Annotated in this window: 19 protein-coding genes; 10 read left to right on the top strand and 9 right to left on the bottom strand. The window is 39.3% G+C overall.

Translation table 11 applies throughout. From position 1 onward, the window contains the following. Positions 1 to 244: 244 nt before the first annotated feature. From AC59IL_RS05620 to AC59IL_RS05595, 6 genes are all read left to right on the top strand, one after another. Complete coding sequence (locus AC59IL_RS05620) at positions 245 to 841, top strand: RNA polymerase sigma-70 factor (RefSeq protein ID WP_496551114.1); 597 nt, start codon at positions 245 to 247, stop codon at positions 839 to 841. A 172-nt stretch (positions 842 to 1,013) separates the two neighbouring features. Continuing rightward, positions 1,014 to 2,240 carry a FecR family protein gene (locus AC59IL_RS05615; protein WP_496551113.1) on the top strand — a complete coding sequence of 409 codons (1,227 nt, stop codon included), beginning with the start codon at positions 1,014 to 1,016 and terminating at the stop codon, positions 2,238 to 2,240. Positions 2,241 to 2,246: 6 nt separating this feature from the next. Next, on the top strand, positions 2,247 to 2,762 hold the full coding sequence (locus tag AC59IL_RS05610; RefSeq protein ID WP_496551112.1) for a sigma-70 family RNA polymerase sigma factor: 516 nt from the start codon (positions 2,247 to 2,249) through the stop codon (positions 2,760 to 2,762). Positions 2,763 to 3,415: 653 nt separating this feature from the next. Continuing rightward, positions 3,416 to 6,868: a SusC/RagA family TonB-linked outer membrane protein gene (locus tag AC59IL_RS05605; protein ID WP_496551111.1), complete on the top strand. Its 3,453-nt coding sequence runs from the start codon at positions 3,416 to 3,418 to the stop codon at positions 6,866 to 6,868. A 37-nt stretch (positions 6,869 to 6,905) separates the two neighbouring features. Next, the gene (locus AC59IL_RS05600; RefSeq protein WP_496551110.1) at positions 6,906 to 8,402 is read left to right on the top strand and encodes a RagB/SusD family nutrient uptake outer membrane protein; all 1,497 of its coding nucleotides are present in this window, start codon (positions 6,906 to 6,908) and stop codon (positions 8,400 to 8,402) included. A 420-nt stretch (positions 8,403 to 8,822) separates the two neighbouring features. Further along, entirely contained in the window at positions 8,823 to 9,512 is a 690-nt protein-coding gene (locus AC59IL_RS05595) for a hypothetical protein (RefSeq protein WP_496551109.1), read from the top strand. Between the two features lie 91 nt (positions 9,513 to 9,603). On the opposite strand, the gene AC59IL_RS05590 is transcribed toward AC59IL_RS05595, so the two are convergent. Continuing rightward, entirely contained in the window at positions 9,604 to 9,972 is a 369-nt protein-coding gene (locus tag AC59IL_RS05590; protein ID WP_496551108.1) for a GxxExxY protein, read from the bottom strand. A 258-nt stretch (positions 9,973 to 10,230) separates the two neighbouring features. Between AC59IL_RS05590 and AC59IL_RS05585 the strand changes: the two genes are divergently transcribed. Then, positions 10,231 to 11,712: a thioredoxin family protein gene (locus AC59IL_RS05585; protein ID WP_496551107.1), complete on the top strand. Its 1,482-nt coding sequence runs from the start codon at positions 10,231 to 10,233 to the stop codon at positions 11,710 to 11,712. Positions 11,713 to 11,968: 256 nt separating this feature from the next. Here AC59IL_RS05585 and AC59IL_RS05580 read toward each other — a convergent pair whose 3' ends face one another. Together AC59IL_RS05580 and AC59IL_RS05575 are read right to left on the bottom strand one after the other, a co-directional pair. Continuing rightward, the gene (locus AC59IL_RS05580) at positions 11,969 to 12,199 is read right to left on the bottom strand and encodes a transposase (protein WP_496551106.1); all 231 of its coding nucleotides are present in this window, start codon (positions 12,197 to 12,199) and stop codon (positions 11,969 to 11,971) included. Further along, positions 12,193 to 13,557: an ISL3 family transposase gene (locus AC59IL_RS05575; protein ID WP_496551105.1), complete on the bottom strand. Its 1,365-nt coding sequence runs from the start codon at positions 13,555 to 13,557 to the stop codon at positions 12,193 to 12,195. Before AC59IL_RS05575 ends, AC59IL_RS05580 begins: the two co-directional genes overlap by 7 nt. Positions 13,558 to 13,837: 280 nt before the next feature. Between AC59IL_RS05575 and tnpA the strand changes: the two genes are divergently transcribed. From tnpA to tnpC, 3 genes are read left to right on the top strand one after another with little or no spacing between them, the layout of a single operon-like run. Beyond that, complete coding sequence (tnpA, locus tag AC59IL_RS05570; protein ID WP_496551104.1) at positions 13,838 to 14,152, top strand: IS66 family insertion sequence element accessory protein TnpA; 315 nt, start codon at positions 13,838 to 13,840, stop codon at positions 14,150 to 14,152. 1 nt (position 14,153) lies between these two features. Further along, entirely contained in the window at positions 14,154 to 14,510 is a 357-nt protein-coding gene (gene tnpB, locus AC59IL_RS05565; protein ID WP_496551103.1) for an IS66 family insertion sequence element accessory protein TnpB, read from the top strand. A gap of 59 nt (positions 14,511 to 14,569) precedes the next feature. Beyond that, a complete protein-coding gene (gene tnpC / locus AC59IL_RS05560) occupies positions 14,570 to 16,102 on the top strand; it encodes an IS66 family transposase (RefSeq protein WP_496551102.1) in 1,533 nt (510 codons plus the stop codon). Between the two features lie 870 nt (positions 16,103 to 16,972). On the opposite strand, the gene AC59IL_RS05555 is transcribed toward tnpC, so the two are convergent. The 6 genes from AC59IL_RS05555 to AC59IL_RS05530 all read right to left on the bottom strand — a co-directional run bounded on the left by AC59IL_RS05555 (position 16,973) and on the right by AC59IL_RS05530 (position 25,061). Continuing rightward, positions 16,973 to 17,260 (bottom strand): hypothetical protein, encoded by a 288-nt coding sequence (locus AC59IL_RS05555; RefSeq protein WP_496551101.1) that lies wholly within the window; start codon positions 17,258 to 17,260, stop codon positions 16,973 to 16,975. Between the two features lie 258 nt (positions 17,261 to 17,518). Further along, positions 17,519 to 18,010, bottom strand: a complete 492-nt coding sequence (locus tag AC59IL_RS05550) for a TlpA family protein disulfide reductase (RefSeq protein ID WP_496551100.1) — start codon at positions 18,008 to 18,010, stop codon at positions 17,519 to 17,521. A gap of 37 nt (positions 18,011 to 18,047) precedes the next feature. Continuing rightward, positions 18,048 to 19,607, bottom strand: a complete 1,560-nt coding sequence (locus AC59IL_RS05545; protein WP_496551099.1) for a hypothetical protein — start codon at positions 19,605 to 19,607, stop codon at positions 18,048 to 18,050. A gap of 53 nt (positions 19,608 to 19,660) precedes the next feature. Beyond that, on the bottom strand, positions 19,661 to 20,128 hold the full coding sequence (locus tag AC59IL_RS05540) for a MauE/DoxX family redox-associated membrane protein (protein WP_496551098.1): 468 nt from the start codon (positions 20,126 to 20,128) through the stop codon (positions 19,661 to 19,663). Positions 20,129 to 20,146: 18 nt separating this feature from the next. Continuing rightward, positions 20,147 to 21,034, bottom strand: a complete 888-nt coding sequence (locus AC59IL_RS05535) for a glycosyltransferase family 2 protein (RefSeq protein ID WP_496551097.1) — start codon at positions 21,032 to 21,034, stop codon at positions 20,147 to 20,149. A 742-nt stretch (positions 21,035 to 21,776) separates the two neighbouring features. Further along, a complete protein-coding gene (locus AC59IL_RS05530) occupies positions 21,777 to 25,061 on the bottom strand; it encodes an amidohydrolase family protein (protein WP_496551096.1) in 3,285 nt (1,094 codons plus the stop codon). Positions 25,062 to 25,085 lie beyond the last annotated feature (24 nt).

Below are 25,085 nucleotides of genomic sequence, written 5' to 3'. Positions count from 1 at the left end.
AAACCACGATTTTGCCCGTCCTGCATTTTCCAAATGTTCGGACTATTTCTAATAACTTTGTAATACATTTTTATTATTATTACAAATCCTTATCAAAATCCTTCTCCTGCTCCCTAATCAACTACATTAATACACATTATTCCCCATTAACGCCTGATTCAGCGTACAAAATATTTTTGCCTGTCCTGAAATTCGAAAAGCCGAACCAGAAATTTATTAGTTATAACCGAACTGCACATTATCAATGAACGAGCAACTCGATACAGGAACTTTAGAAGCATTCGTAAACGGAAAGCCAGGGGGATTTAATGCGGTCTTTAATTTATATTATACACAGATTTGCTATTTCTGCGAAAAATTAACCGGCAGTCGTGAAGAAGGTGAAGATATTGCCACACAGACCTTCACGAAACTTTTCAAAATGCATGACCGGTTCAATACGCTGGACAACATAAAAGCGTTTATATTCATTACAGCCCGGAATAATTGTCTTGACTACCTGCGTTCACTTCAAAGAAAACGCAGCCATGAAAAACAGTTTTCTGAACTGGTAGATGTAAAGATGGTTGATAATAAAATTATAGAATCAGTAATTATAAAGGAGGTGTACGAAGCGATAGAAAAGCTTCCACCGGAGTGCGGAAGGGTTTTTAAACTTCTATATGTTTATGGAATGAAACCGGCGGAAATTGCCCAGGAGCTTTCTATTACTCAATCCACTGTTCGCAATCATAAAAAACGCGCTTTAGAATTATTACGCATCTCCCTGGTTAGCAATGAATATGCCGTTACATGGTTAATCTTTCTGAGTGTTTTGGAATTAGACCATTTATTGCAATAGAAATTTCCATAAAAAAAATCTAAAATTTTCCTGTTTATTTCTTAGACGCTTTTTTAAGCGCCATCGTTTCTATATTGTTAAGTGTAAATTATTTTTTTGTTAAGTGTTGTTCGCATAATTACCTCAAGGTTATGGTGAAGAAGGAAATATATACGATAACATTTTTTTTCAAATGATTACAAAACTCGAAAATATCGGAAAGCTGGTAGGCAAATATCTACGGCAGGAATTAACAGAAGAAGAACAAAAACAATTGAATGAATGGATTAATGAATCGGACGATAATAAAAAGCTATTTGAAAAATGGACTGATACTGCAGAACTGATGCAGAACATCAGCGATTGGGAGCGACTGGAAAACGGGAAGCAGGATGTATGGCAAAAGATGGATGTTGGTGCGGATGAAAAATTGCCGCGTTCAAGGCTGTTGAGTTTTCAGTTGTGGAAATATGCAGCAGCTGTAGCCATCATTATTTTAATGTTAGCCGGTTTATATATGTGGAATGACACTAGAAAAGAACAGGCACTGGCTACAACTGAAAACAAGAAAAACAGATTTAAGACAGATAAAGAACCTGGTAAAGATGGTGCGATACTCACACTTGCTGATGGAAAACAAATTGTGCTGGATGATGCCGCAAATGGCAATCTTGCAACGCAAGGCACTACACAGGTAATTAAAGAAGGCGCATCGCTTTCTTATGATCAGGAAGGAAAATTAACAGGGGAAGTTCTTTACAATACATTGAGCACACCACGGGGCCGCCAGTTTCAATTACTCCTACCGGATGGCAGCAGGCTATGGCTGAATGCAGCATCATCAGTAAGGTATCCCACAGTTTTTGAAGGCAAGGAAAGGGTGATTGAAATTAACGGGGAAGCCTATATGGAAATAACCAGAGATGCCTCCCGACCTTTTAAAGTGCATATGGCACATAATGCCGGTGATGCTAATGGGGTTTGGGTGGAAGTATTAGGCACACAGTTTAATGTTAAAGCCTACAAAGATGAAACGAGTGTAAGTACTACGCTGATAGAAGGCAAAGTGAAAATAAGTAGTGGTAGCTCTATTGCATTACTTAGTCCCGGAAAGCAGGCTATTGTCGCTGAAAACCGGAGGGATGTCATTAAAGTCGTTGAAGATGCTGATACCGAGGAAGCCCTTGCCTGGAAAAACGGCCTGATTGCTGCCAACCGAGCCACTATAAAGGAAGCGCTGATGCAAATATCCCGCTGGTATGATGTGGATTTGGTATTTAAAAATGAACTAAAAGAAGAAGATATGCGAATAAGAGTGCCCCGCACTGCTTCGTTAGCCAGTGTATTGAAAATATTTGAACTAAGCAGCCGGTTGCGGTTCGAGATTGAGGGAAATAAGTTAATCGTTTGGCAGCAATAAGCAGTTATGCGCACAAAGGAAGAACAGGATATTAATATGCTCTACCGGCAATATGCTGAAAAGCTGAGGAATTATATATGTTGGTACATGCGATCGGAATTTTATGCAGACGATATAATGCAGGATGTGTTTTTAAACCTGTGGCAGAAAAGAGAACAGCTTCGACAGATTAAGAATAAGGAAAGCTATTTGTTTATGATGGTTAAGAACCGTTGCTGTGATTTCAGGAAATACCAGGGACGCATCAGCGGAATTGAAGTAAACAACAGCAATGCAGTGTATGATGCCGATGCCATCATACACAAAGAGTATAACAGGCTGTTTGAACAAGCGGTATTGCAGTTGCCTCAGCGCCAGCGCCATGTGTATTTACTGATGGATCTGGGATATAAGCGCAGAAAGGTGGCTAAAAGTATGGGCATAGCACCCCGTACAGTAAGCACCACCCTGCAGCAGGTAAGAAAAAAATTAAGCGCCTTTGCAATTAATCACTTGCAGCTAACACTGCAAGACGCAGCATAAACGGATAACATAGTTGTTGGTGCCCTTCGGCAAGCTCAGGACACACAACAACGGCATTAAAAGGTCAACAACTGAAACTGAAACTTATGGTTAGGTTCACCCGCATACGAAAAGGCGTGGCACTGGGATGCTTTGCATTACTATGCAGCCTCACAGCATCTGCACAGCGCGGCAACCAACCTGCTATCTTATATACCTTCCTCCATGTAAATTCCTCTGCAACCACAATTCTAAGCTCTACGAAGTCTATAGGCTTCGTAGAGCATAAAATAATGTTGTTGGTGAAAATACCAACAACGGCATTAACCATGCCTTTCTTCTCTTTTGAAAAACCCAAATTTATTGAATCAATACATCAGCACCCGGCCCCAAAACCGGTGCTACCGGAATATATAAACATCAACTATTGGCTGCCCTCATGCTGTTAACCTATTAAACCTGACTTATTAAAATTGTTTTATCCTGATCTGACCATAAGCCCTTTGGATAGCAAAGACTGCTGTTATCCATTTCTCCTCCGCCAGTTGGCGGAGAGTTAGAGAGGGCCGGGGCAATAAAAAACCGGCAGTGTCATCAGCACTACCGGTTGAAGATGTCAGGATGAAAAACAAAATGCTGGAGCAATCTATTTTCTAACCTAACAAAGTAAAATTATGCAAGATTTAGGTCTTTGCAAAGTTCAGGTTTTTGCCTGGGCTAAACCAAAACTAACGACTGCCTTCGCCCCTATAAAGTCAGGGGCAGGCAAGCAAATATTGCGGATTATGAAGCTAACCGCCATCATAATATTAACCGCCTGCCTGCAGGTAAGTGCAAAGGGATATTCTCAAAAAATTACCCTTTCGGTAAAAGATGCCCCACTGGAGCAAGTTTTTAAAAGCATAGAAAAGCAAAGTGGTTTTTATTTTAATTATATGCATGAGCTGATAAAACAGGCACATCCTGTTACCATACAGGTAAAGGACGCAAGCCTGGAGGAAGTATTGGGATCATGTTTTAAGGGGCAGCCTTTGGACTATACTATAGTAAATACTGACAAGCTTGTTATTATTAAAGAAAAGAAACAATTAATCTTTGCGGAAACGGAAAAGCAAAAGCAGGCTCCACCTATTGATATTAGCGGCAAAGTGACCGATGAAAGAGGAAATCCACTTGAAGGCGCTAATGTCATAGAAAAAAACACTTCACATGGCACCACCACAAATGCTGATGGTGTTTTCGTTTTAAAGGGTGTTGATGAAAACGGAACGCTTGAAATATCCTATGTCGGTTACTCAACCCTGCTTGTTCCTATCAATAGCAGAACCTCTATTGCCATTTCCATAAAACAAACTGAAACAAGTTTAACTGAAGTGGTGATAAATAAAGGCTACTATACAGAAGCGAAAAGATTTAGCACAGGCAATGTTGCTCAAATAAGTTCGAAGGAAATAGAAAAGCAACCGGTGCAAAACCCTTTGCTGGCCTTGCAAGGAAGAGTGCCTGGTTTAGTTGTTACGCAGACTACAGGGCTAAATGGTGGAAACGTAACAGTTCGGATACAGGGCCAAAACAGCTTTAGAGAAGAAGGATTAGAACCTCTTATTATAATTGATGGCGTTCCCTATCCAACGCAGCTACTCAATGCAGGATTCGAAGGGATTCTACAAGGAGGAAGTCCATTGAGCTATATTAATCCAAATGATATTGAATCTATTTCAGTGTTGAAGGATGCGGATGCAACAGCAATTTATGGCTCCCGCGCAGCCAATGGTGCTATATTGATTACAACAAAAAAGGCAAGAGCGGGCAAGCCAAAATTAAGTGTAGACCTGCAACAAGGCTGGGGTAAGGTGACGCGGCACGTAGATATGATGAATACACGTCAATACCTGGACATGCGCTATGAGGCTTATAAGAATGATGGAATTGATTTAACAACACAAAACATTGGTAACCGCACTTATGACCTTATGCTTTGGGATACTACCCGCTATACAGACTGGCAAAAAGAATTGATTGGTGGCACTGCTCAATATACCAATATCAATGCCGGTATATCTGGTGGAACATCGATGTTTCAATACATGGTTGGTGCAAGTTTTAATCGACAAACTACTGTTTTCCCCGGCAATTTTGATAATAAAGTGGGAGGACTGCATTTTAGTATGAATGGTGCATCTCCCAACCAACGCTTGCGCATTCAATTATCGGGCAGCTATCAATATAATCAAAATGGTTTGCCTGGTATTGATCTCACTCAAAATGCTGTTTTACTTGAACCTGTTGCGCCAAAATTGTACAATGATGATGGTTCACTCAATTGGGCGCAAACTGCCAGCGGCAGATCTACATGGACAAATCCCTTAGTTAATTCTTTGTATAGAGAATTCAGCAATACCACAAAGAACTTAATAACCAGTTTGAATCTCGGTTACACCATTTTGCCAGGACTGGCTCTAAGTAGTAATTTTGGCTACAATAATCTTAATGCAGATTTATTTCAAGGTACCAAATTGGAGGTCAATCGTCCTGAAAACAGACCCTTTGCTCAAAGAAGCGCCAGTTTTGGAAGCAGAAATATAAGTTCTTGGATCATAGAACCTCAACTACAGTTGGAGAAGAATATCGGAAAAGGAAAGCTAGATGTTTTAGTAGGCGCTACTGTTCAAAAATCTGTTTCAAAGTTTTTGTATGTACAGGCTTCCGGACAACCAACCGATGAGCTATTGCATTCCCTGGCTGCAGCAACATCAATCACAGCCGGAGCTTCCGGAAATGATTTAGATCGTATTACCAGATTTAATGGTCTGTTTGGGAGAATAGGTTATAACTGGGATAAAAAGTATTTGATCAACCTGACGGGTAGGCGTGACGGTAGCAGTAAGTTTGGGACAGAGAATAGATTTCACAATTTCTGGAGTGCTGGTGTAGGCTGGATCTTCAGCGAAGAAAAGTTCCTACAATCAAGTAAATCATGGTTAAGTTTTGGAAAGCTAAGGGCAAGTTATGGAACTACCGGCAATGACCAGATTAATGATTACAGTTACCTAAATTTATACAACATACTTAGTACAAATATTCAATACCAGGGTGCGACAAGCTTTGATGTTGCAGGTCTTTCAAATCCCTTCCTCCAATGGGAAGAGACACGCAAATTGCAAGGAGGTATCGATCTTTCTACATTCAATGAAAGAATAGCAATTGGGGTTACTTATGTTCGTAACCGTTCATCCAATCAATTAATAGCGTACTCGTTGCCTGATTTTACTGGCTTTTCAAACTTTATAAAAAACTTCCCGGCTACCATTCAAAATACAGGGTGGGAGTTTAGTTTAAATACAATTAATGTAAAAAGTAAAAATCTTTACTGGAGTACCAATTTCAACCTGACGATTCCTCACAATAAAGTTATTAGCTTTCCCGGAATTGAGCTCACATCATATGCTTCCGGAAATAATGGAGTAATCATTGGAGAACCGATTGGCATACAGAAAAAATATCAATATGGCGGTGTCGATCCTGCGACGGGCAGTTATTTTCTTTTGGATTCAACTGGTAAGGTTGTCGATCCTAATGTTTCCTTTGACGCACTTAAACAATCTGAAAAAATTTCTCTTTTACCTAAATTCTATGGTGGTATGAGCAATACCATCAGTTATAAAGGATTTCAACTGGATTTTCTTTTGCAGTTTGTTTATCAAATGGGTGCAAAAGATATGTACTATTCGAATCCGAATATAGTACCGGGACTTTATTTTAGAGGAGTAAATAGTAATCAGCCCGTGACTGTTTTAAAACGTTGGCAAAAGCCAGGTGATAACGCAACTATTGGGCGATTCACCGTAGATCCGAATGGTAGTTTTGCAATTTGGCCTTATTATTATTCAGATGCCGGCTACAGTTATGCCGCAGGTTCTTATATAAGACTAAAAAATGCATCTCTGTCCTGGCAATTACCGGATGTATGGGCAAAGAAAGCACATCTTCAAGCTGCGAGAGTTTACTTCCGTGGTCAAAATTTAGCAACGATTACTGGATATAAAGGTCTTGATCCCGAAACCAGGAGCATAAGTACCTTACCTCCACTTAAAATGTGGACGTTGGGGGCTAAGATTGAACTCTGATTAATTGATTAATCTAATTAATAAACTAACAAAGAATATGTCAACTATAAATTTATATATAAAGCAAAAATGGCAAGGCGTAAAGCTCCAATGGGAAGTTATATTTCTGCTTCTTTGTTTGATTGTTGCTTCGTGTAAAAAACTGGTAGATATACCACCACCTACCCAAACTTTAGCTGAGAATAAAATTTATGCTACTGACGCTACAGCTATTGGTGTTTTAAATGGTATATATGCCAATTTAACAATTGAGGATTACTACAATTTTTTTCAAGGTAACACTAGCATTGGTTTATTAGCAGGCTTATCCGCCGATGAACTTACTAACCTCACTACTTATAATCCCTATACTTCTTTTTTCGAAAATAATTTGAGTATAGGTACAGCTGGTTCCGAATTTTGGGCTCCTCTGTATAATAAAGTTTATAAATGCAATGCTGCCATTGAAGGTTTAGAGAAATCAACAACATTAACTCCGGTAGTTAAGGAACAATTATTGGGAGAAGCAAAATTTATGCGTGGGCTTTTCTATTTCTATTTGGTGAACTTATTTGGGGATGTGCCGCTGGCTTTGTCAACTGATGCTGTCGCCAACACTTTGCTCTCACGCTCACCAAGGGCTGATGTATATAAGCAAGTCATAGTGGATTTAAAAGAAGCAAAAGATTTGATGAATTCGAATTACCCCGACGCTACCCTTTTAGGTGCTACGAGTGAAAGAATCCGTCCAACTAAATGGGCTGCAGAGGCGCTTTTAGCGAGGGTATATTTATTTGCAGGAAATTTTGCCAATGCGGAAGAGGAAGCTACCGGCGTAATAAATAACACGGCTCTTTACGGCCCATTGCCTGCTTTGAATGATGTGTTTCTAAAGAATAGCAAAGAAGCCATATGGCAGTTACAGCCTACTACCAATAATTTTAATACGTTAGAGGGATATGCCTATGTCGTTTCTCCCACAGGTCCAAATGGAAGAGTGCTTTTGAGTAAGTTTTTACTGAGCAGTTTTGAATCTGGGGATCAAAGAGCAGTTTTTGGAAATTGGATTGATACTACGATTTATCAAAACACTCCTACAACTTACGATACCGTTTATTATCCTTTTAAGTACAAAGTGTATGCTTCGCCAGGTGTTAGCTCTGCTGCTGATATGAGTGAGTATTTTATGGTATTACGCCTAGGAGAACAGTATTTGATAAGGGCAGAGGCAAGAGCGCAATTAAATAAGATCAATGAAGCAAAATCTGATTTGAACGCTATACGTACAAGAGCAGGTCTGCCTAATACGACTGCGATTGATCAATCGACATTGCTGACGGCAATTTTGGATGAGCGCAGACATGAATTATTTTGCGAATGGGGGCATCGATGGCTGGATTTGAAAAGAACAGGAAAAGTAGATGCTGTAATGAGTGTAATTACTCCGCTGAAATCTAATAATGCTATACAGTGGAGATCATATCAACAATATTATCCTGTATCAAAAGGTGAATTAGACAAAGCACCGAATTTGAGACAAACACCCGGGTATTGATAAACCATCCCTTTGAAGAACAAATCCATCTCATGAAATCCATACCGGAGGCGAGTAATCGCTAACCTTATTCCTTGTCCTATTTTTTCAACCTAAAAAATTTTCAATCATAAATACCATCCTTTTCCAAAAAGCAAGGCAGGCTCGTGAAACTATGTCCCGGCCTGCCGGTTTGGGACTATGACCTCATTCCTTCCTACTTGCGCTTTGCAGACCGGAATCAGGGAATGGTGGCCCTTCCTCAAGGCCGAATCTGTTCCGGCAAAAAGCAGGTGGCTCAGGGCTTAAACCCCGAACCGGGGAAACAAGGTAAGCCCGGTGAAAACCACGGTATGGCTCTTCCAGTCCCTTAATCGTAACCTAATGACAATTGCACTTAAATATGCAAATACCATTAATAACCATCAAAATCAATCCTTTATGGCAGATTATCTTCCTAAAGATGAACCCTCTCTTGTGCTCTGGCTTGGTAATTACCAGGCTAAACTGGCAACGCATGGCCCTACTCTGGGGCTGGCGCCGGCAGAACTCACTGCATTGAGTACGGCCTGCACTGAGCTTTCCGGCCTTGTTAACAATGTGGAAGCGGCAAAGGCCGCCCTCAAAAATGCGGTGGAAGCAAAGAATGCCGGTAAGGATAGCAACATCGCATTGATCCGGAAGGCGAATAACAAAATGAAGACCAGCAATGCTTACACCGATGCCATTGGCGAGGATATGGGCATAAAGGGCGGGAGCAAGGACTTTGACCCCGAAACCGCGAGGCCCAAATTTTCCGGCGAAGCTTTTCCCGGTTATGTACGATTGAAGTTTTCCAAAAACGGCCTGGATGGCGTTAATATCTATTCCCGGCTGAAGGGACAGGCAAGCTGGAACTTCCTCTCCCGTGATACCAATTCACCTTACGATGACCATAAGCCTCTTGCTAACGGCACGCCAGAGACAAGGGAGTATATCTGCATTGGCGTGATGGAAGATACCGAAGTATGCCAGCAAAGTGATATTGTAAACTGTGGTATTTGGAGGGTGAGGAAGGAGATGACATCCTTTGCTTTGGGCTGTGTGCTGTACAGGATGTCATCTCTACAGTGGGCAGGCATTGCGAAATAGTTCTTTACAAGTTGGGTGAAATGTATATCCGAAAATATCAGAACCAGGATTTTCAGGATTAAAAGAATTACAGGATTTGAGATTTACAGGATCAGGACTGGTTGAAGACTCTTTTAAATTGGAGACTCTTTGCACCGATGTTTATTAAAAGGCCAGTTTCCATTTTATAAGCTTTAAGGTAATTGCGTGCCTGTGCCAGGTGAACATGTTCCAGTTGAATGATGGCTTTCAGTTCGACCATGATTAATTTCTCGACAAAGAAGTCAACACGACGGCTGCCAATGTTCTGACCCCTGTAGAAGATATCCATCGGCTTTTCCATTGCGAAACCCAATCCAGCGTGATTCATTTCTATTGCCAGTGCACGTTGATAAATCGCTTCCTGGAAACCGTTGCCTAATGTTTTGTGTACCTGCATAGCACAACCGATTATTTTTTCGGTTAATTCTTTATGTATCATTTCTTACCGTTTTAATCTTTTAATCCTGAGAATCCTGGTTTAAGACAAAAGGAAAATGCAAAGAGACATAAAGAAAAATGCGAAGCCGGTTTTTAAACCTGTATATCCGATGTTAAATGTGTACACACAGATATTTAGTTGATATAAACACTACATGATTCATTTACTCTTAAAATCACTCAGCAAAATACTCTACGGGAGCTACTTAAAAAATGCGTCCCTCCTTATTCAATTTTCAATAAACAAAAGCAAAATAAAATGAAGAAATCAATCTTAAGCTTACTCATCTGGAGCCTGCCCTTTATATTATTGGCTCAAAACAATTCTTCGGCGCAGTCTATCATGACGAAGGACGGACCTGGCATGACAGAGGAAAAAGGAATAAAATGGACCACCGGCCTTTCCTGGGAGCAGGTAAAGCAAAAAGCAAAAGCAGAAAACAAGTACATTTTCATCGATGCTTTTACCACCTGGTGCGGACCATGCAAGATGATGGATAAAACAGTATTTATAAATGATACTGTGGGTGCTTTTTTCAATGAGCATTTTATATCTGTAAAAGTACAGATGGACAAAACCAAAAATGACGATACATATGTAAAGAGCTGGTATAAGGACGCATCTTTCATCGAAAAAGAATACATGGTTAATTCATATCCTACGGCCATCTTTTTTTCACCAAATGGATCAATAGTCCATAAAGATGGCGGCTTTAGACCCGTACAAGATTTTATAAGCATGGCCAAACTGGCTTTGACGCCTGGAAAAGTATATGAAGATCCATATGTCGAATATAAAATACTTGTGAATGAATATAACCAAGGAATAAAGCATTATGACCGCGTGGCAGATATGGTCAGAATCGCTTTTCAACTAAATGATGGTGATTTTGCAAGGACGTTGTTCAAAGATCATTTGAACTATGCTTCCAACCTGAATGAAAAGGAAAGGTATACGCCCAAAAATGTTGAAGTGTGGTCATCATTTATTTTAAAACCGGGTTCTAAAGTGCTTGGTTTTTTCGTTAAAGATGGGGATAAGATCGACAAAGCGATGAACAAAAAGGGATATTCAAGAGATATTGTTGATAAGAACATACAATCAACGATAGTAGATAGTTTTTACCGGATGCAAAAAGGCGAAACTATGACAATTGAAGGTGTGAAGGTGGCCAATAGTGAGGTTATGTTTAAATGGCTTGCTACAAGAAAAGATGGAAAAATCGAGCCCGATTATGTAGAAGCTGATTGGAAAACATTGGAAACTATGATCAGAAAACATTTTAAGAATGATTATTCGAAAAGAAATGTGTTAACCGCAAGATACAAATGGTATAAACAACACCAAAATATAGTGGCAGCGTCGAAAGTGTATTTTGCACAATTGGACAAATATCCTCCGACGAATTTTGAAGGTGGTCGAATGTTCATAAACCAGTCTGCTTGGGAAACCTTTTTGTATTCGAATGATAAAGAATTGCTCAATAAGGCAGCAGAATGGCAGTTGAAGGTAATACGCAAATTTCCAAATGATGATGCTTTTTTAGACACCTATGCCAGTTTATTATATAAACTCGGAAGAACAAACGAGGCGATACAATGGGAGGAAAAGGCAATTTCTGCAACGAACTCAATGAATGAAGATCAAAAGAAAGTTTATAGGAATGTGATAGAGAAAATGAAAAAGGGTGAACCGACCTACCAGGAAGAGGGCGCTACATGGATGAAAGAACAATTTTAAATGAATAGTTCAAGATATGTGTATGGATGAAAAGACGGTATTAACCCTTTTGTTCGGATATTATGGGCGGACAACAAAAGAGCAACCATTGGACGGGTGCCTATAGTTGCCAAGATTGCTACAGCCGGATATCTTCTGCAGGGGCAATTAAATGATCAACCACAGAGATTATTCCTGTAGTTGCTCGGATTGTGCGCCCGGTATGATCATACCTTGAAGATGTAAGTCTGTAAATTTCGGCGAAGGTGGTTCTTCGTCAGGCTTGGTGGTTTACTAATCTTTTTCTTAAAAGCTCAAAACTCGCCCTGCCGTACATTTGACGCTTGATTATTTTTAACTTATTAACCAGACCTTCTACCGGACCATTACTCCATGGTAATTTTACGCCATTTTCGATTGCTTCGAAATCAGAAAGTAAACCTTTTGCAAATCCTTTTATTTCTTTGACGTTTGATGATATAGCATTTTTGATCCATGCATTTAACATTGAGCCGTCTTTTTCTTGAGCATATTTTTAAATTGCCGTATGAGCTTTGCAGCCCTTTTTATTTCTTTACTCTCCGTGCATAAGGTATCAATAAACATTTTCTCTTCCTTTGATAAGCGTCGTCTATCAATATAGAAAAGATTGCTGGCTTTAGGTGGTACCCAGAATACTGTTGACAACTGATTCGCAGTATTATTTATTTCTCCTCCTCGTAATTTTCTGACGTTTTCATAACACATAGTTATTGAGCCGTTATATCCCATTTCTGTAATTTTCTTTAAAACTTCCTTTGTTTCAATCCTTGGATTTTCATCCAACATTTTCCTTACTGCTTCATCATAAAGATGCATGTTGGTCATTTTGGGTGACCTCTTAGGGGGCAGAAAGTCAAATGACTTCCACTTTCTGATAGTAATTCTTGTTACGCCGGTATCCCTTGCAATTTTTTTAATACTATTACCATCCAACAACATTTGCTTCACTTGATAGAATTTTTTGGCTATCACTCCATTCTCAGTTGTTTCATTTTCTTTTCTCACAACGGGTTGAGGTTGAATTTCGTTATGCGCTTGAATGCTCTTCCGATGTCTGGCGGCTTTTAAACTGACAACATTTCTATCCAATACTTTTTGCATAGCATCACCCAGGTTTTTAAGCAGGTGCCAACGGTCTGCGACATGCTTAATGGATGGAGATGCATTTTTTACACCATTGGCAAAATTAGAATACCGATCTCGACTTACAATTTCAACACCTGGATGTGCTTTTAGCCATCCCTCAACTGAAAGAGTTTCTCTATCAGGTAACAAATCGATTATCTTTCTTTTTTCAAGATCTACGATAATTGTGCCATATCGAGATCCCTTTTTAAAAGCCCAGTCATCAATACCCAATACTTTAGGAACAGAGCTTTGTTCAAGGGGTTGCTGATGTATTAATCTAATTAAGGTTGAACTGCTGGTCGGTATATTCATTAATTGACATATTCGAACACCTCCATTTCCTCCCATTAACGAAGCAATTTTTAATAACTTTTCATTTACTCGTTTTGTAACTGTTTTACGGGCGACTATATGCTCCGAAAACCGTTCTGCAAATACTTTTTGGATGCAATTGACATTAAGGCAATAAAACTTTCTTGCATTGATAAGTAACCAGGTTTGGCTACCTACCATCGGCAAATCCATAATCTTTCTTGTATAATAACTGTGTATACGGGAACTTAATTCATTACAATTCGGACAATTACTGCCTGATTGCTTACTCTTGACATAAATTAACACCTTCCCATCTTCCTTTTCAGCAGTAATCACCTCAAAAATTTCCGATCCTCCAAACATCAATGCATTATATGGCATTCCAGTCGTTTCCCGAGATTACAAACTTCTTCTTACTTTATAAAAGAGTTATGTCTATTTAACACGACCACCAAGCCTGACGAAGAACCACCATCACCGAAATGAGGGGGTACCATAAAACGTATTAGGGGGATACCATGCTCCGGTATCTACAGTAAGTCCTTTACAGGCGCTGATAGTGGGAACCGTTAGACGTAAATACCCGAGATGTCCCGTCGATGAAAATTTTTGATTGAATAATAATTTGCGCTCTTTGACATAATGTAAAAACTTAAACTGGATGGAACATTCAAACAAGCCTTCACGTCCTCACAGGAATGATGAAGAAGTTAAAGCACTACTCAAGGAGTTCGAAGAAAGCAATGTAACAGTAAAAGAGTTCTGTGAAATTTATTCGATTCATGAAACAACATTTTATCAATGGCGTAATAAGCATTCACCAAAAAAAGAAATGCAAGGCGAGTTCATTCAACTGGTAAATGATTTCAGTGCTACTAACACTCCAGGTGTTTATGCTGAATTGGAACTTCCTTCAAAAGTCATCTTTCGTTTTTACGAAAGGCCGGATGTTGATCTCATTAAAGCACTGATGTAATATGCTAAGTATCGATAAAAAACAAAACATCCTTTTGTACTCTCAGCCTGTTGATTGCCGCAATCGTTTTAATGGACTGCTTAACATCATTCGAAATAAAATGTTCTGCGATCCTGACAATGGTTTTATCTACGCATTCATCAACAAGAGAAAAAATACCATTGTATTATTAAGATGCGAAGATGACGGCATTGCTATTTATACAAAACGATTGGAAGTTGGCGGCGTATATGAACGCCCATTGCTTGAGATAAAAAACAATGCAACACTGGTCAGTGAAAGTGTTTTACTGATCATCATCAATGGTGCAGTTGGCAACATCAAGTTTAGAAAACGTTACTCACAAAAGCGTGTGTAATGTGAATAAGTAAACTACTTTTTTAAGTAGTATTTTACTCTTCACAAATCGTCTTTAGTATGACGATGCAAACTGCTTCATATACCGACTTCAAAACACTTTACGAAGAGCAAAAGCAAGAGAACTTAGAACTCAAAGCTGAAGTTGAAAAGCTTCAGCTTTTTGTTGCAAAGCTTGCAGCGATGCAGTTCGGATCAAAGAGTGAGAAGTTTGTTCCTGCTGATAAAAATCAATTATCACTTAGCATCAGTGCAGATACAATCGGTGAGCATTGCAAACTGAATGAAGGAAAGCAGGTAACGTTTGTTGCATCAGCAGAAAAAAAGAAACGTGATCTTCCTGAACTCTACTCTTACTTAGAAGCACTTCCAAAAGTTTACGAGACAAATGAACCGAAAACTCCATTACCAAAGGATGCAGAGAAGATCGGTGAAGATGTTCACTACTCACTTGAGATAACACCGGCAAAACTTTTTGTAAAAGTTACCATTACTCCAAAGTACAAAGTAGGTGTTGATGCAAATGGTAAAACAATCATCGCACAAGCTGAGCCACCGGAACGTCCAATAAAGAAAGTAGTTGCAGGAGCAAGCGTTATTGCAACCATACTCACAGACAAGTTCAGTGATCATCTTCCTATCTATCGTCAAAAAGATCGCTTTACAAGAGCAGGAGCAAAACTTCCTTACAACACAACAGTTGATTGGGGTGCAAAAGGAATCGATTTACTCGATCCTATCTTCTATGCACTTGAGAAAGAAGTTCTTTCTTTAGACTATATCCATGTCGATGAAACAGGACAAGCTGTTTTATGTGGCAGAGAAAATAAAAACAGAAAGAAGATACATGATGGCACACTATGGTGTTATCACAGCTCGATAAAAAATCTTGTCTTCTTCGATTATCAACCTGGTAGAGGTTCGCAGTGGGCACTCGGCAAACTTGAAAAGTTCAAAGGCATTATACAAACTGACGCATGGGGAGCTTATGAGGTAGCTGCGAAAAAACTTCAGCATTTAATACTTATTTGCTGTCTTGTTCATGCACGAAGAAAGTTCATCGAAGCAAAAAAGCTTTATCCAGAACTTGCTGATGTTGCACTTGAAATGTTCCACCGCATTTACAAGATCGAAGAGCGATGTAAAGACGAAGGACTATCATGGGATGAGATTACCAAAGTACGACAGCGTGAGACGGTTCCAATACTCGATGAACTACACGCATGGATGATTAAAGTATCAACTGAACAAGTTTTAAGACCTACTTATGCGATCAGCATAGCAATTAACTATTGCCTGAAGCGTTGGGACAAGCTTACCTACTTCACAAAGAACGGAATGCTCAATCCGGACAACAATCCTGTTGAACGAAGCATACGCCCTGTGGCTGTTGGAAGAAAAAACTTTCTATTTGCAGGAAGTCATCTTAGTGCACAGCGTATCGCAAAAATCTATAGCCTTGACGGAACCTGCAAGATGAACGGAGTTGATCCCAGGGAGTGGCTTAATGATGCCATCTCACGAATCAATAATCATCCTATCAATAAAATCCACGAACTACTACCACACAACTGGAAGAAAAACCAACAGTAGTTTTTACAGTATGTCAAAGAGCATTTTTTTTTATTCACCAAGACGGGGAATGTCGGGTGTTTACCGTTAGACTGAGGCAAGGGTGTTGAAACTCACGCAAACGGGTATTGGGGGATAAGTCATAGTCCTATACTACAAAGAGCGTTGAACAACCCTTACTTATCTCTCAGAGAGAGTTAAGCACCCTTCCCACTGTACGACTGTATTATTCTGATGTGCCGCCTTTTATGTACCGTATGTACGGTGGCTGGAGGGGACAGGTAGCGAACTAATCGCTACCTTCCTACTCACTTTTACAATCCATTTAATAATTCGTCAGTTTGTACTACTCAGTTGTTGTTGTTTGGACAGAAGAAGAGCCACAATCTAAAACTACGCCACTAACTGCACATGGAGAACTTGAGTTCCCTGTAGAAGGAGTGGTACAAAGCCACGTGGATCCTGAATCTCCTGTATTGGCATAATTCGGGCATTTTTTAGCACAGTGGGGTGAAGAAGAATTTGGGAGGGCCCAGCAAAATCTGCTTACACCTTTAGCTTCAAAAGCGAGTGCGCCAGCTACTGTTGCTAATACACAAAAAGACAGAAGCATTATTTTTATTTTTTTCATAAAAGAAGTGCTTTTAATCTAAAGCTAAATTTTATTATTTCAAAATTGCCTACTATTTTATAGTGGTTTTCGGCTTCTCCACATGGTACTATTAGCCTGTTTAAATATTTTCCTTAGTTTGCTTTCGCTGATTTCAAAAGGATTGCACCATAACATGGAAGAGCAACCACAGGACAGTGCCTATAGTTGCTCAGATGACTACAATATCGTATTAAATGAATCGTGGATTAATTTAAATCCATTTAATAATTCGTCAGTTTTTACCCCTCAGTTGTTAATGTTTGTACAGAAGAAGAGCCACAATCTAAATCTACGCCATTAACTGCACATGGAGAACTTGAATTCCCTGTAGTAGGAGTGGTACAAAACCATGTCGATCCTGACGATCCTATACCTGTAGAAGTCGGACATTTTTTGCTGCAGTAGGGTGAAGAAGTAGCTGGGGTCGCGTAGCAAAATTTGGATGTACCTCTAGCTTTAAAAGCCAGTGCGCCAGCTACTGCTGATAATACACAAAAAGATAGAATCATTAATTTTACTTTTTTCATAAAAACAGTGCTTTTTAACCAAAAAGCTAAGTTTTATTTTTTCAAATTTGCCTACTCTATTATAGTGGTTTTCGGCTACTCCACATGGCAGTTGCATTTACGCAACTCCCGTTTGCTCTCAGATGCTTATTTTATGTTCCTTAAATTAAGCATCTTGTAAAAGTCCTGCTAATTATGCCGGCAGGGCCCAGCCTTGGTAATTTTATTAGCAGGTTTCCAGCCCGCCTGATCAGGGCAGACCAGGTATTGCGCAATACATTATTCTTCGGCAGCTTTTTTTAGCTGCCTGATATATGTTTGACCCAAAAATGCCTGTTTTAATTTTTTGTCTTTTCCGTATACGGCGATATAGGGAAGGCCGCCAATTTCGAAATAATCGTTGATAAAATTGGCACTATCTAATCCTACAGTGATGTTAGGCTGTTTGTCCAACTCAAATTCCTGAATATACGTCTTAACGGTTGAAAGTGGAAAACTCGATATGAAGTAAAAGTGGATATCTTGTAACATATCCATTTCTTCTATAATTTTTTTCGTTTGCGCCTTGCAGTAAGGACAGTATGGGCTAAACACTACTAAAGCAAAAGGCTTATTGGCCGGAATGTTCCTGCTATGGATCCTCGTAGTGCTGTCGGTAAGCAGGATGCTAAATTCAGGTAAGGATTTTCCTTCTTTTCCTGTTTTCTCAGGTTCCGCTCCAAAACAACCGGCTAAACAGGCAATAATAAAAAATAGGATGATTTGTTTCATAAATTAATCTTTTAGTACTTAATAATTTGTTGAGGCTTCATATTTGTGATACAGGAATCCGTTGTTCAAAAGCCTCTTGTTCTAATTTTTGTTTGTCAGAACTACTCATGCTTCTCATTAGTTGCAGGAACCAATCTACTAACAACAAGGCAGTTATTGTTGTTAGCACAATCGGAAATGACTGGAACCTTAACGCAGCGGAAGAAGCGAATATGGTAAAGCCTGCATTTAATAGCCAAACGGTAGCTGCTATCATAGTCATTTTATTAAAAACTTTATTGTATTGCCAGCCATTTAATAATATATAATACAATAGACCAAATAGCATAATCACATTTACAATACCAGTAAGGATAGGATAAAAATCCAACACCCATGTTTGGATATTTGTCATTCTTGTATATACTTTCCTGGATTTATAGCCAAACCATTTTGTTGCCTGTTTTGTAACGTCATCCTTGCGGGAGTTATAGGAATCAAGAAACTCGATAGGCGGGGCATAATATTTCTTTGAATTGGGCCAGGCGAAATAGCGTAAGAAATAAAGAGGGTATTTTTTTATTATATAGGAGCCATATTCTTTATAAAAGGGACCCATGCTGGCCCATCTTTTAAAATCAGTAGTTTTAGCAGTGTCCTTAAAAAGGCTGTCGCGATAATCCATTAAGGGCATCCCTTTGGACCACATATAGAAAGTGCTTGCCTGCTGTTGTTCTGAAGGATACATAGAGAAATTTCGGGTGCGGTCATAAAATTTCCGAATCATATTATCCAATGCCTGATATTTTGGGAGTACGGGCTTTCTATCGGCACTGTCTACATAACGGTAAGCATACATGGCATTGTTGGCTATTTGCCAGCCACTAAATGGCGCGTATTGCCAATAACCGGTCAGTTTTTTATGTTGGTACATGGTTATCCCAATAAACCATCCACATAACAATAGAGGAAGAACCATTCCTGCCATTTTATTGCGTAATGATAAACTTGACAAACTAAAAGCCACGGCAGCAATAAAGGGATAAATCAAAGCATTATATCGTATAGTGAAAGCGAAAAACATGACCAAACCGTGCCAAAGGATGATTTTTTTCGATGGGCGGTGAATGATCCACAACAGCAGTGAAAACCAGGTAAGGCTTAGGGAAAGAAATATTCCGTCGCTGCTTACCATATTTCCCAGGTGCAGGAATAGGGGATTAAAAACCATAAAGCATAACAGTATCCATTGCATTAACTTTCCCGGACGATAGAAGTAAAAAATGGTAAAGAGGAAAAACAATGCACTTGCCTGAATTAACAAGTACTGCAGTCCGACCAATACCAAGTCAGGATTAGCAAAAACGCTTACTAATCTCAAAAATTTGGAATAACCGATTGGATGAATAGCGATAGTTACATTGTCATCAGCAGCCTGAAGGTATTTAAACGAATCCCCATGTATAAAACTAGCAAAGGGATATAAGTATTTGAATATCGCAAACTGTATGATAATGGCGGCTGCTACGAACCATAAGATAGTTCTATTACGCTTATCTTTAAAAAGGAAATCTTTAAAGGACATTCTTTCTGCTGGTATTGCAATTGACTCATTCATAACAATGATATTTTACCGATGAAATGATTGTCGATTTTAAAAATTGGAATTATTTACCTTTGAGATGCGAGATATGTATTAACATCATTCCATGCTTTTGTTTGTTCTTTTTTTTCTCGTTTTTGAAGCCTTATGGCTACCGCATTTAACAAAATGAAAACGGTATTGAATACAAGGTGCTGTTTCCAGGAGAGCAAGGCGATGATCCCTCCGCAACTGCAAGGTAGCTCCTTGTTGATAGAGAAAAGCCCTATGATGTAAGCGGTAAACAGGATCATCAGCGTCAATGTAGCGTAGAATCCTTTCAATCGCCACCTGGGAACAATCAACATCACCACAATAGCAAATTCTATCCAGGGCAATAGCAGAGCTACGGGAGTTGCAGCAAATCCCAGGATCGGCGAATCTTCCAGTTGTTCTCTAAATTCACTGTATTCCATAATTTTGGAAATACCAGTGTATAGAAACAGGATAATGTTGAGTACAACAATCGCCTCAATGGTCGTAGTGCGCTTTATCATTTAGAAAAGTTTTGTTGTTTATGCCTGTACCTGTTGAAAGCCTACGCTTTTATTCTTTTGAACAAACAATTGGTTATTGAACAATCCATACTTTATAATGCAATAGATTGCTCTAAAACCATCCTTCCACCCAATCTTCTTCCCCTCAGCAAATGTTCTTCCATAATAGCTTATCCCCACTTCGTATATTCTAATCCCAGGCACCATGCTTATTTTTTGCGTTACCTCCGGCTCAAATCCAAATCGCTTTTCATGCAAGTAGATTCGCTGTATAATGGATGTACGGAATACCTTATATCCAGTTTCCATGTCAGTTAAGTTTAGATTGCTGAACATGTTGCTAAGGAAGGTAAGCACGCGGTTGCCGATAGAATGCCAGAAGAAAAGAATGCGGTGTGGATTGCCGCCGATAAATCTTGAGCCATATACCACATCTGCCGAGCTCAATACAATGGGTTTTAAAAGTGTATTGTATTCGCCCGGGTCATATTCCAGGTCAGCATCCTGTACCAACAGGTAATCGCCGGTTGCCTGGGCTATACCTGTGTGGATGGCCGCACCCTTTCCCTGGTTTACCTCGTGTCTTATGTATTTGAAATAGCTAATTGTAAGATTGGAAACATTGGAAGTATAGCTTTGTATAACCGCTTCTGTTTTATCAGTAGAACAGTCATTTACGATGATCACCTCCTTTTCGATATTTCGTATGAGCTTTACTTCGTTTATACGGTCAAGGATCAATGCGACGGAATTTTCTTCGTTATAAGCAGGAATTATGATGGAAAGGCGTTTTATGGCACCAGAAGTTGCAGGTTGTTCATTAGCCGTTTCACTATCCAGGTTAACGCTATCATTTGTAGCCGTTGTCGGCGCCAATCTGTTAACCTGGCCAATTTCATTCTGCATAGTAAACTAGGTTTAATAGTTAATGATCGCTACTAAAATCAAAACTGATGAAAAATGGTTGCCCCATCTTGGAGTGGCCGTATCTGCTGCGCCTGGAAAGGCGCGGCGTACCGGCTTAAACCTTATCCTTTTGAGAAATTTCGTACTGTATCACCACAGCCAAATCCTACCCGTTCACTCCATTTCTATGGAATGTCCATTCGGATTCTATATGCTTAATTGTTTGAAATTTTGATTGCCTTTCTTCTTTGTGGAGTTGTAAATTACAAATGGCCTTTTCGTCTTCTTCCGGTGACAATCAACCGGAGCTTTATTCATTCTGTATGCAAGTTAAGAGGAACCTAACGGTGAAGCAAATTTATTGTTTGTCAAATTGCTTAACATTTTTGTCCGATACACTGGTTTTTTTGTCCAATAAATTAAGTTTCATTGTGCCTAACACCGTCATTTCGAATCCCGCAAGGCGGGATGAGAAATCTCCTCGCGAAGCGATTGTATAATAAGTCCATCACAACTTTCTCTCAATTCCCAAGACTGGTTGATTATTAAAAAAAACAGTTGCCAAAAAAACCTGGCAACTGTTTGTAATGAATTTGCTATTTATCCGACTTCTGACTTGCTGTCTCTGCGAACAGCGATCCGCGAATGGCGAACAGCCATCTCTTCCTCACTACCCACCTCCTTCATCCTCCACGGCCAACCGTCATTTCGAAGCGCAGCGAGAAATCTCCTCGCAAAGCGTTTACTTCTGACCGGAGCCTGTCCTGAGCGAAGTCGAAGGAACTTCAGACTTCTGTTCCTTCATCCTCCACTCAGGGCATTTCTTCTTTTCAGGCCAGATCTCATCCAGGGTTTCGCTATCATACAAAACCCCCGCCTTCATCACATACTTAATGGTGTTGGTGTTATGTATGTCCTCTAATGGATTTTTATCGAGTATGATAAGATCAGCAATCTTGCCAACTTCTATTGAACCCAAATCCTTTTGCATACCCAATGCCTCTGCTGCCGTAATAGTTGCCGTTTCCAATGCTTCATAATTTGTTAATCCTCCCATTTGCAAACCCCAAATTTCCCAATGCGCTCCAATGCCCTGGTCTTCTCCATGGCTCCCCATTACTATTTTACCTCCGGCATGTTTTATTCTTGCATCGATTCTCGATTGATCTATAAAGCTGGAATCTAAAGTATTTGCATCGATGTCTTTTAAAATTCTGTTTTTATTCCAACTGGAATCAGGATAAAAACGAGATTTTCTATCTAAAAAATCTTTACCATAAAGCTTATGGAAATAATATTGAGAAAATTCACGGCCATAACAAAACGAAAGAGCGGGGCATAAATAAGTTCCTGATTTCGATACGAGTTTTATCATATCATCATAAACATCTCCCCATGTTGGATTATGTTCAATTCCGGTTGAGCCATCTTTACACATACCCAGGTAATAGAAAGGTTCTTTCGCTGCTTCGTTGGTCATGTTTACTCCTTCCTCCATGCAGGCTTGCAATAATAGTTGTCTTTGCAGTCTTGTTGGTTGGGTGTATTGTTTTATATAGGTGGCGCCAAATTTTGCTCGATTACTTACTACAATTCTTGATTCGTTTAAATTGTTTAGATTATAGATGTCGTCCCTTATGATTCCTCCTACTGTCAACAACCGTGGCCCTATTGTCTCTCCTGTTTCTATCAGTTCACTATAGCCAAACGCATCAAAGCAACCTGAAGGGTCGCGCATGGTGGTTACTCCATAAGAAAATTGTAATAAACGTAGCCAGGATTGTTGACGAAATATATCCATTCGATCAGCCTCATGCATGTGACTATGCATATCGATCAAACCAGGCATAACCGTCTTCCCACTGGCATTAATGATATTTGCTTCTTTAGGTATAGTTACTTTGTTACTTTCTCCTATCTTAATAATTCTCCCGTCCTTGATTAAAACAGTTCCCTTCTCAATAACAATACTGCCATGCATGGTGATTATTCTTGCATTTTTTAGTACAGTGATTCCAGTACCTATTTGACGAGGAGCTTTTAGATTAATGCTTATCACTTGGCCTGACGGGATATCAACATCTATAACTCTTGTTAGAGGCAATCCTTCCAGTGTACTGTTAGGCTGAAGATGTTCCGCTGCTTCAATAATCTTATCGGGATCGATACTGTAATAATGATTTCTATCGAGCCATGACAAGGTCTTACCGCCTTCTTCCCAGACAGGGTCGATTACGCCTCTGGCAAACCTGATTAATGGAAGCTGATCAGGATTATCAAAAATGCATTGAACGCCTCCTATACTTGCCAAAGTGGAGAGATAAAGATCACCGTTATAAATAAAAGCACAATATTTTCCATCAGGTGATAAAACGGTTTGACGAATAGGAATCGGGGAAATAAGGCTTTTCGAATTTCTGGTATATACTAAAACAGTTTCTTCTTTAGTATCTATACTCTTTGATACAAGCCTTGGCCATAACTTTTCCTCTGAATTTTTCTGATCGGGTGTCAAAATAATTTGATTTCCTTGCATTGAAAACATAAGCTCATTAAAAAGAGGTACTTTATCTTCAATAACTTTTACAGTACCATCTTTTACTGAAATAACTTGCAATTGTCCGTTGTTACTTTCAATTTGGGTTAGTTCTTTCTCACCTTTAACTACGGCTAACATTTTTCCATCACGCGACCAGGAAGGATGCATGTATAACCCTGGAACTCTTGATATTTGTTCAGCTTTCCCTCCAACCGAAGGAACACGCCACAGGTGTCCACCCACGGTATCACTCCAACTTACATAAGAAATCCATTTGCCATCGGCAGAGTAAGCCGGCTGAAATTGACTAAATGGCTGATCAACTAAAATACGAGGCTTCCCATTAGGCAAATCCTGGAAATAAATTTTATTCAAAGCAGAAAATACAAGGTGCTTTCCATCCGGACTTCTTCTTACTGAACGTATGTACTTTACACTCAAAGAGTCAAGAGAAACAGGAAAGGTATTGTAGTTCAAAGTTCCCATATCAACTTTTACGTTAGCTGTAAAAGGAATGATATCATTCTTTCCGTTTTCAAGTTCTATACGATGGATCTTTCCGCCGTAACCAATAAATAAGTATTTAGAATCTTTTGAAAAGGAATAATGCTGATTTTTTAGAAAATTTGTCGTGAATTTTATATTCAAATCTACAAGCATTTTTTCTTGGCCCGTATTTAGTTTGATTGCCATCAAACTATCCGCCTCAGTATATTCGTCATTACTAAGATTAACAACTTTGAATTTGATATAGGTTAGCCAGTTGCCATCAGGAGAAATTCTCGGATTATTAAAAGTAAACAGCTTGCTGCTCAATATCAACAATCTCGTTTTCCCTTGATTTAACCTATCATACTTTATAAGAGCTGATGAATCACTGGAAATATATTCACTTGAATAGACAAACCTTCCATCGGATGAAAACCCTAAAATGTTTTCCACCTTCCCTGATAAAGAGGAGGTCACACCAGTTAAATGATATATTTTATCATATTTAAGATAAACGTGTTTGCCATCAGGAAACCAGATTGGATTTAGAATTTCATCATAATAAGATTTTACACCTAAAATTTTTTGAAAACTACCTGCAAGATTAGTAACATGCAATTTTACAAAACCCGTAGCATCGCTTTCATAGGCAATCAATTTACCATCCGGAGACCAAATGGGGCACCTGTTAATAGCCAGGCCTCTGGTTAACTGTGTAGCCGCACCACCCTTTGCCGGCAAGGAAAATAACTCACCCAAGCAACTGAATAAAATGGTAGAGCCGTCCGGGGAGATGTCTACATCTAAATAGCTGGCTTCATTTGTCGTGATAGAGATTGTACGCGCTGGCTTTATTGGCAGACGAGAATTATTTTTTAAAGGAGCATTCAGTGATAACCCAGAGGAAGTGGAAGTTTGAGCAAGCTTGCCATTTTTTGTTTGGGAAAATGTTTTGCCAATACAAAATGCTATGAAAAGAATTAGAAAAATGAACTTCATTCCGGCAATTTTTATGTTTTTAAT

This window comes from Niastella sp. sgz303648, assembly GCF_059587045.1.
This window is presented reverse-complemented; position numbering and strand designations above follow the sequence as displayed.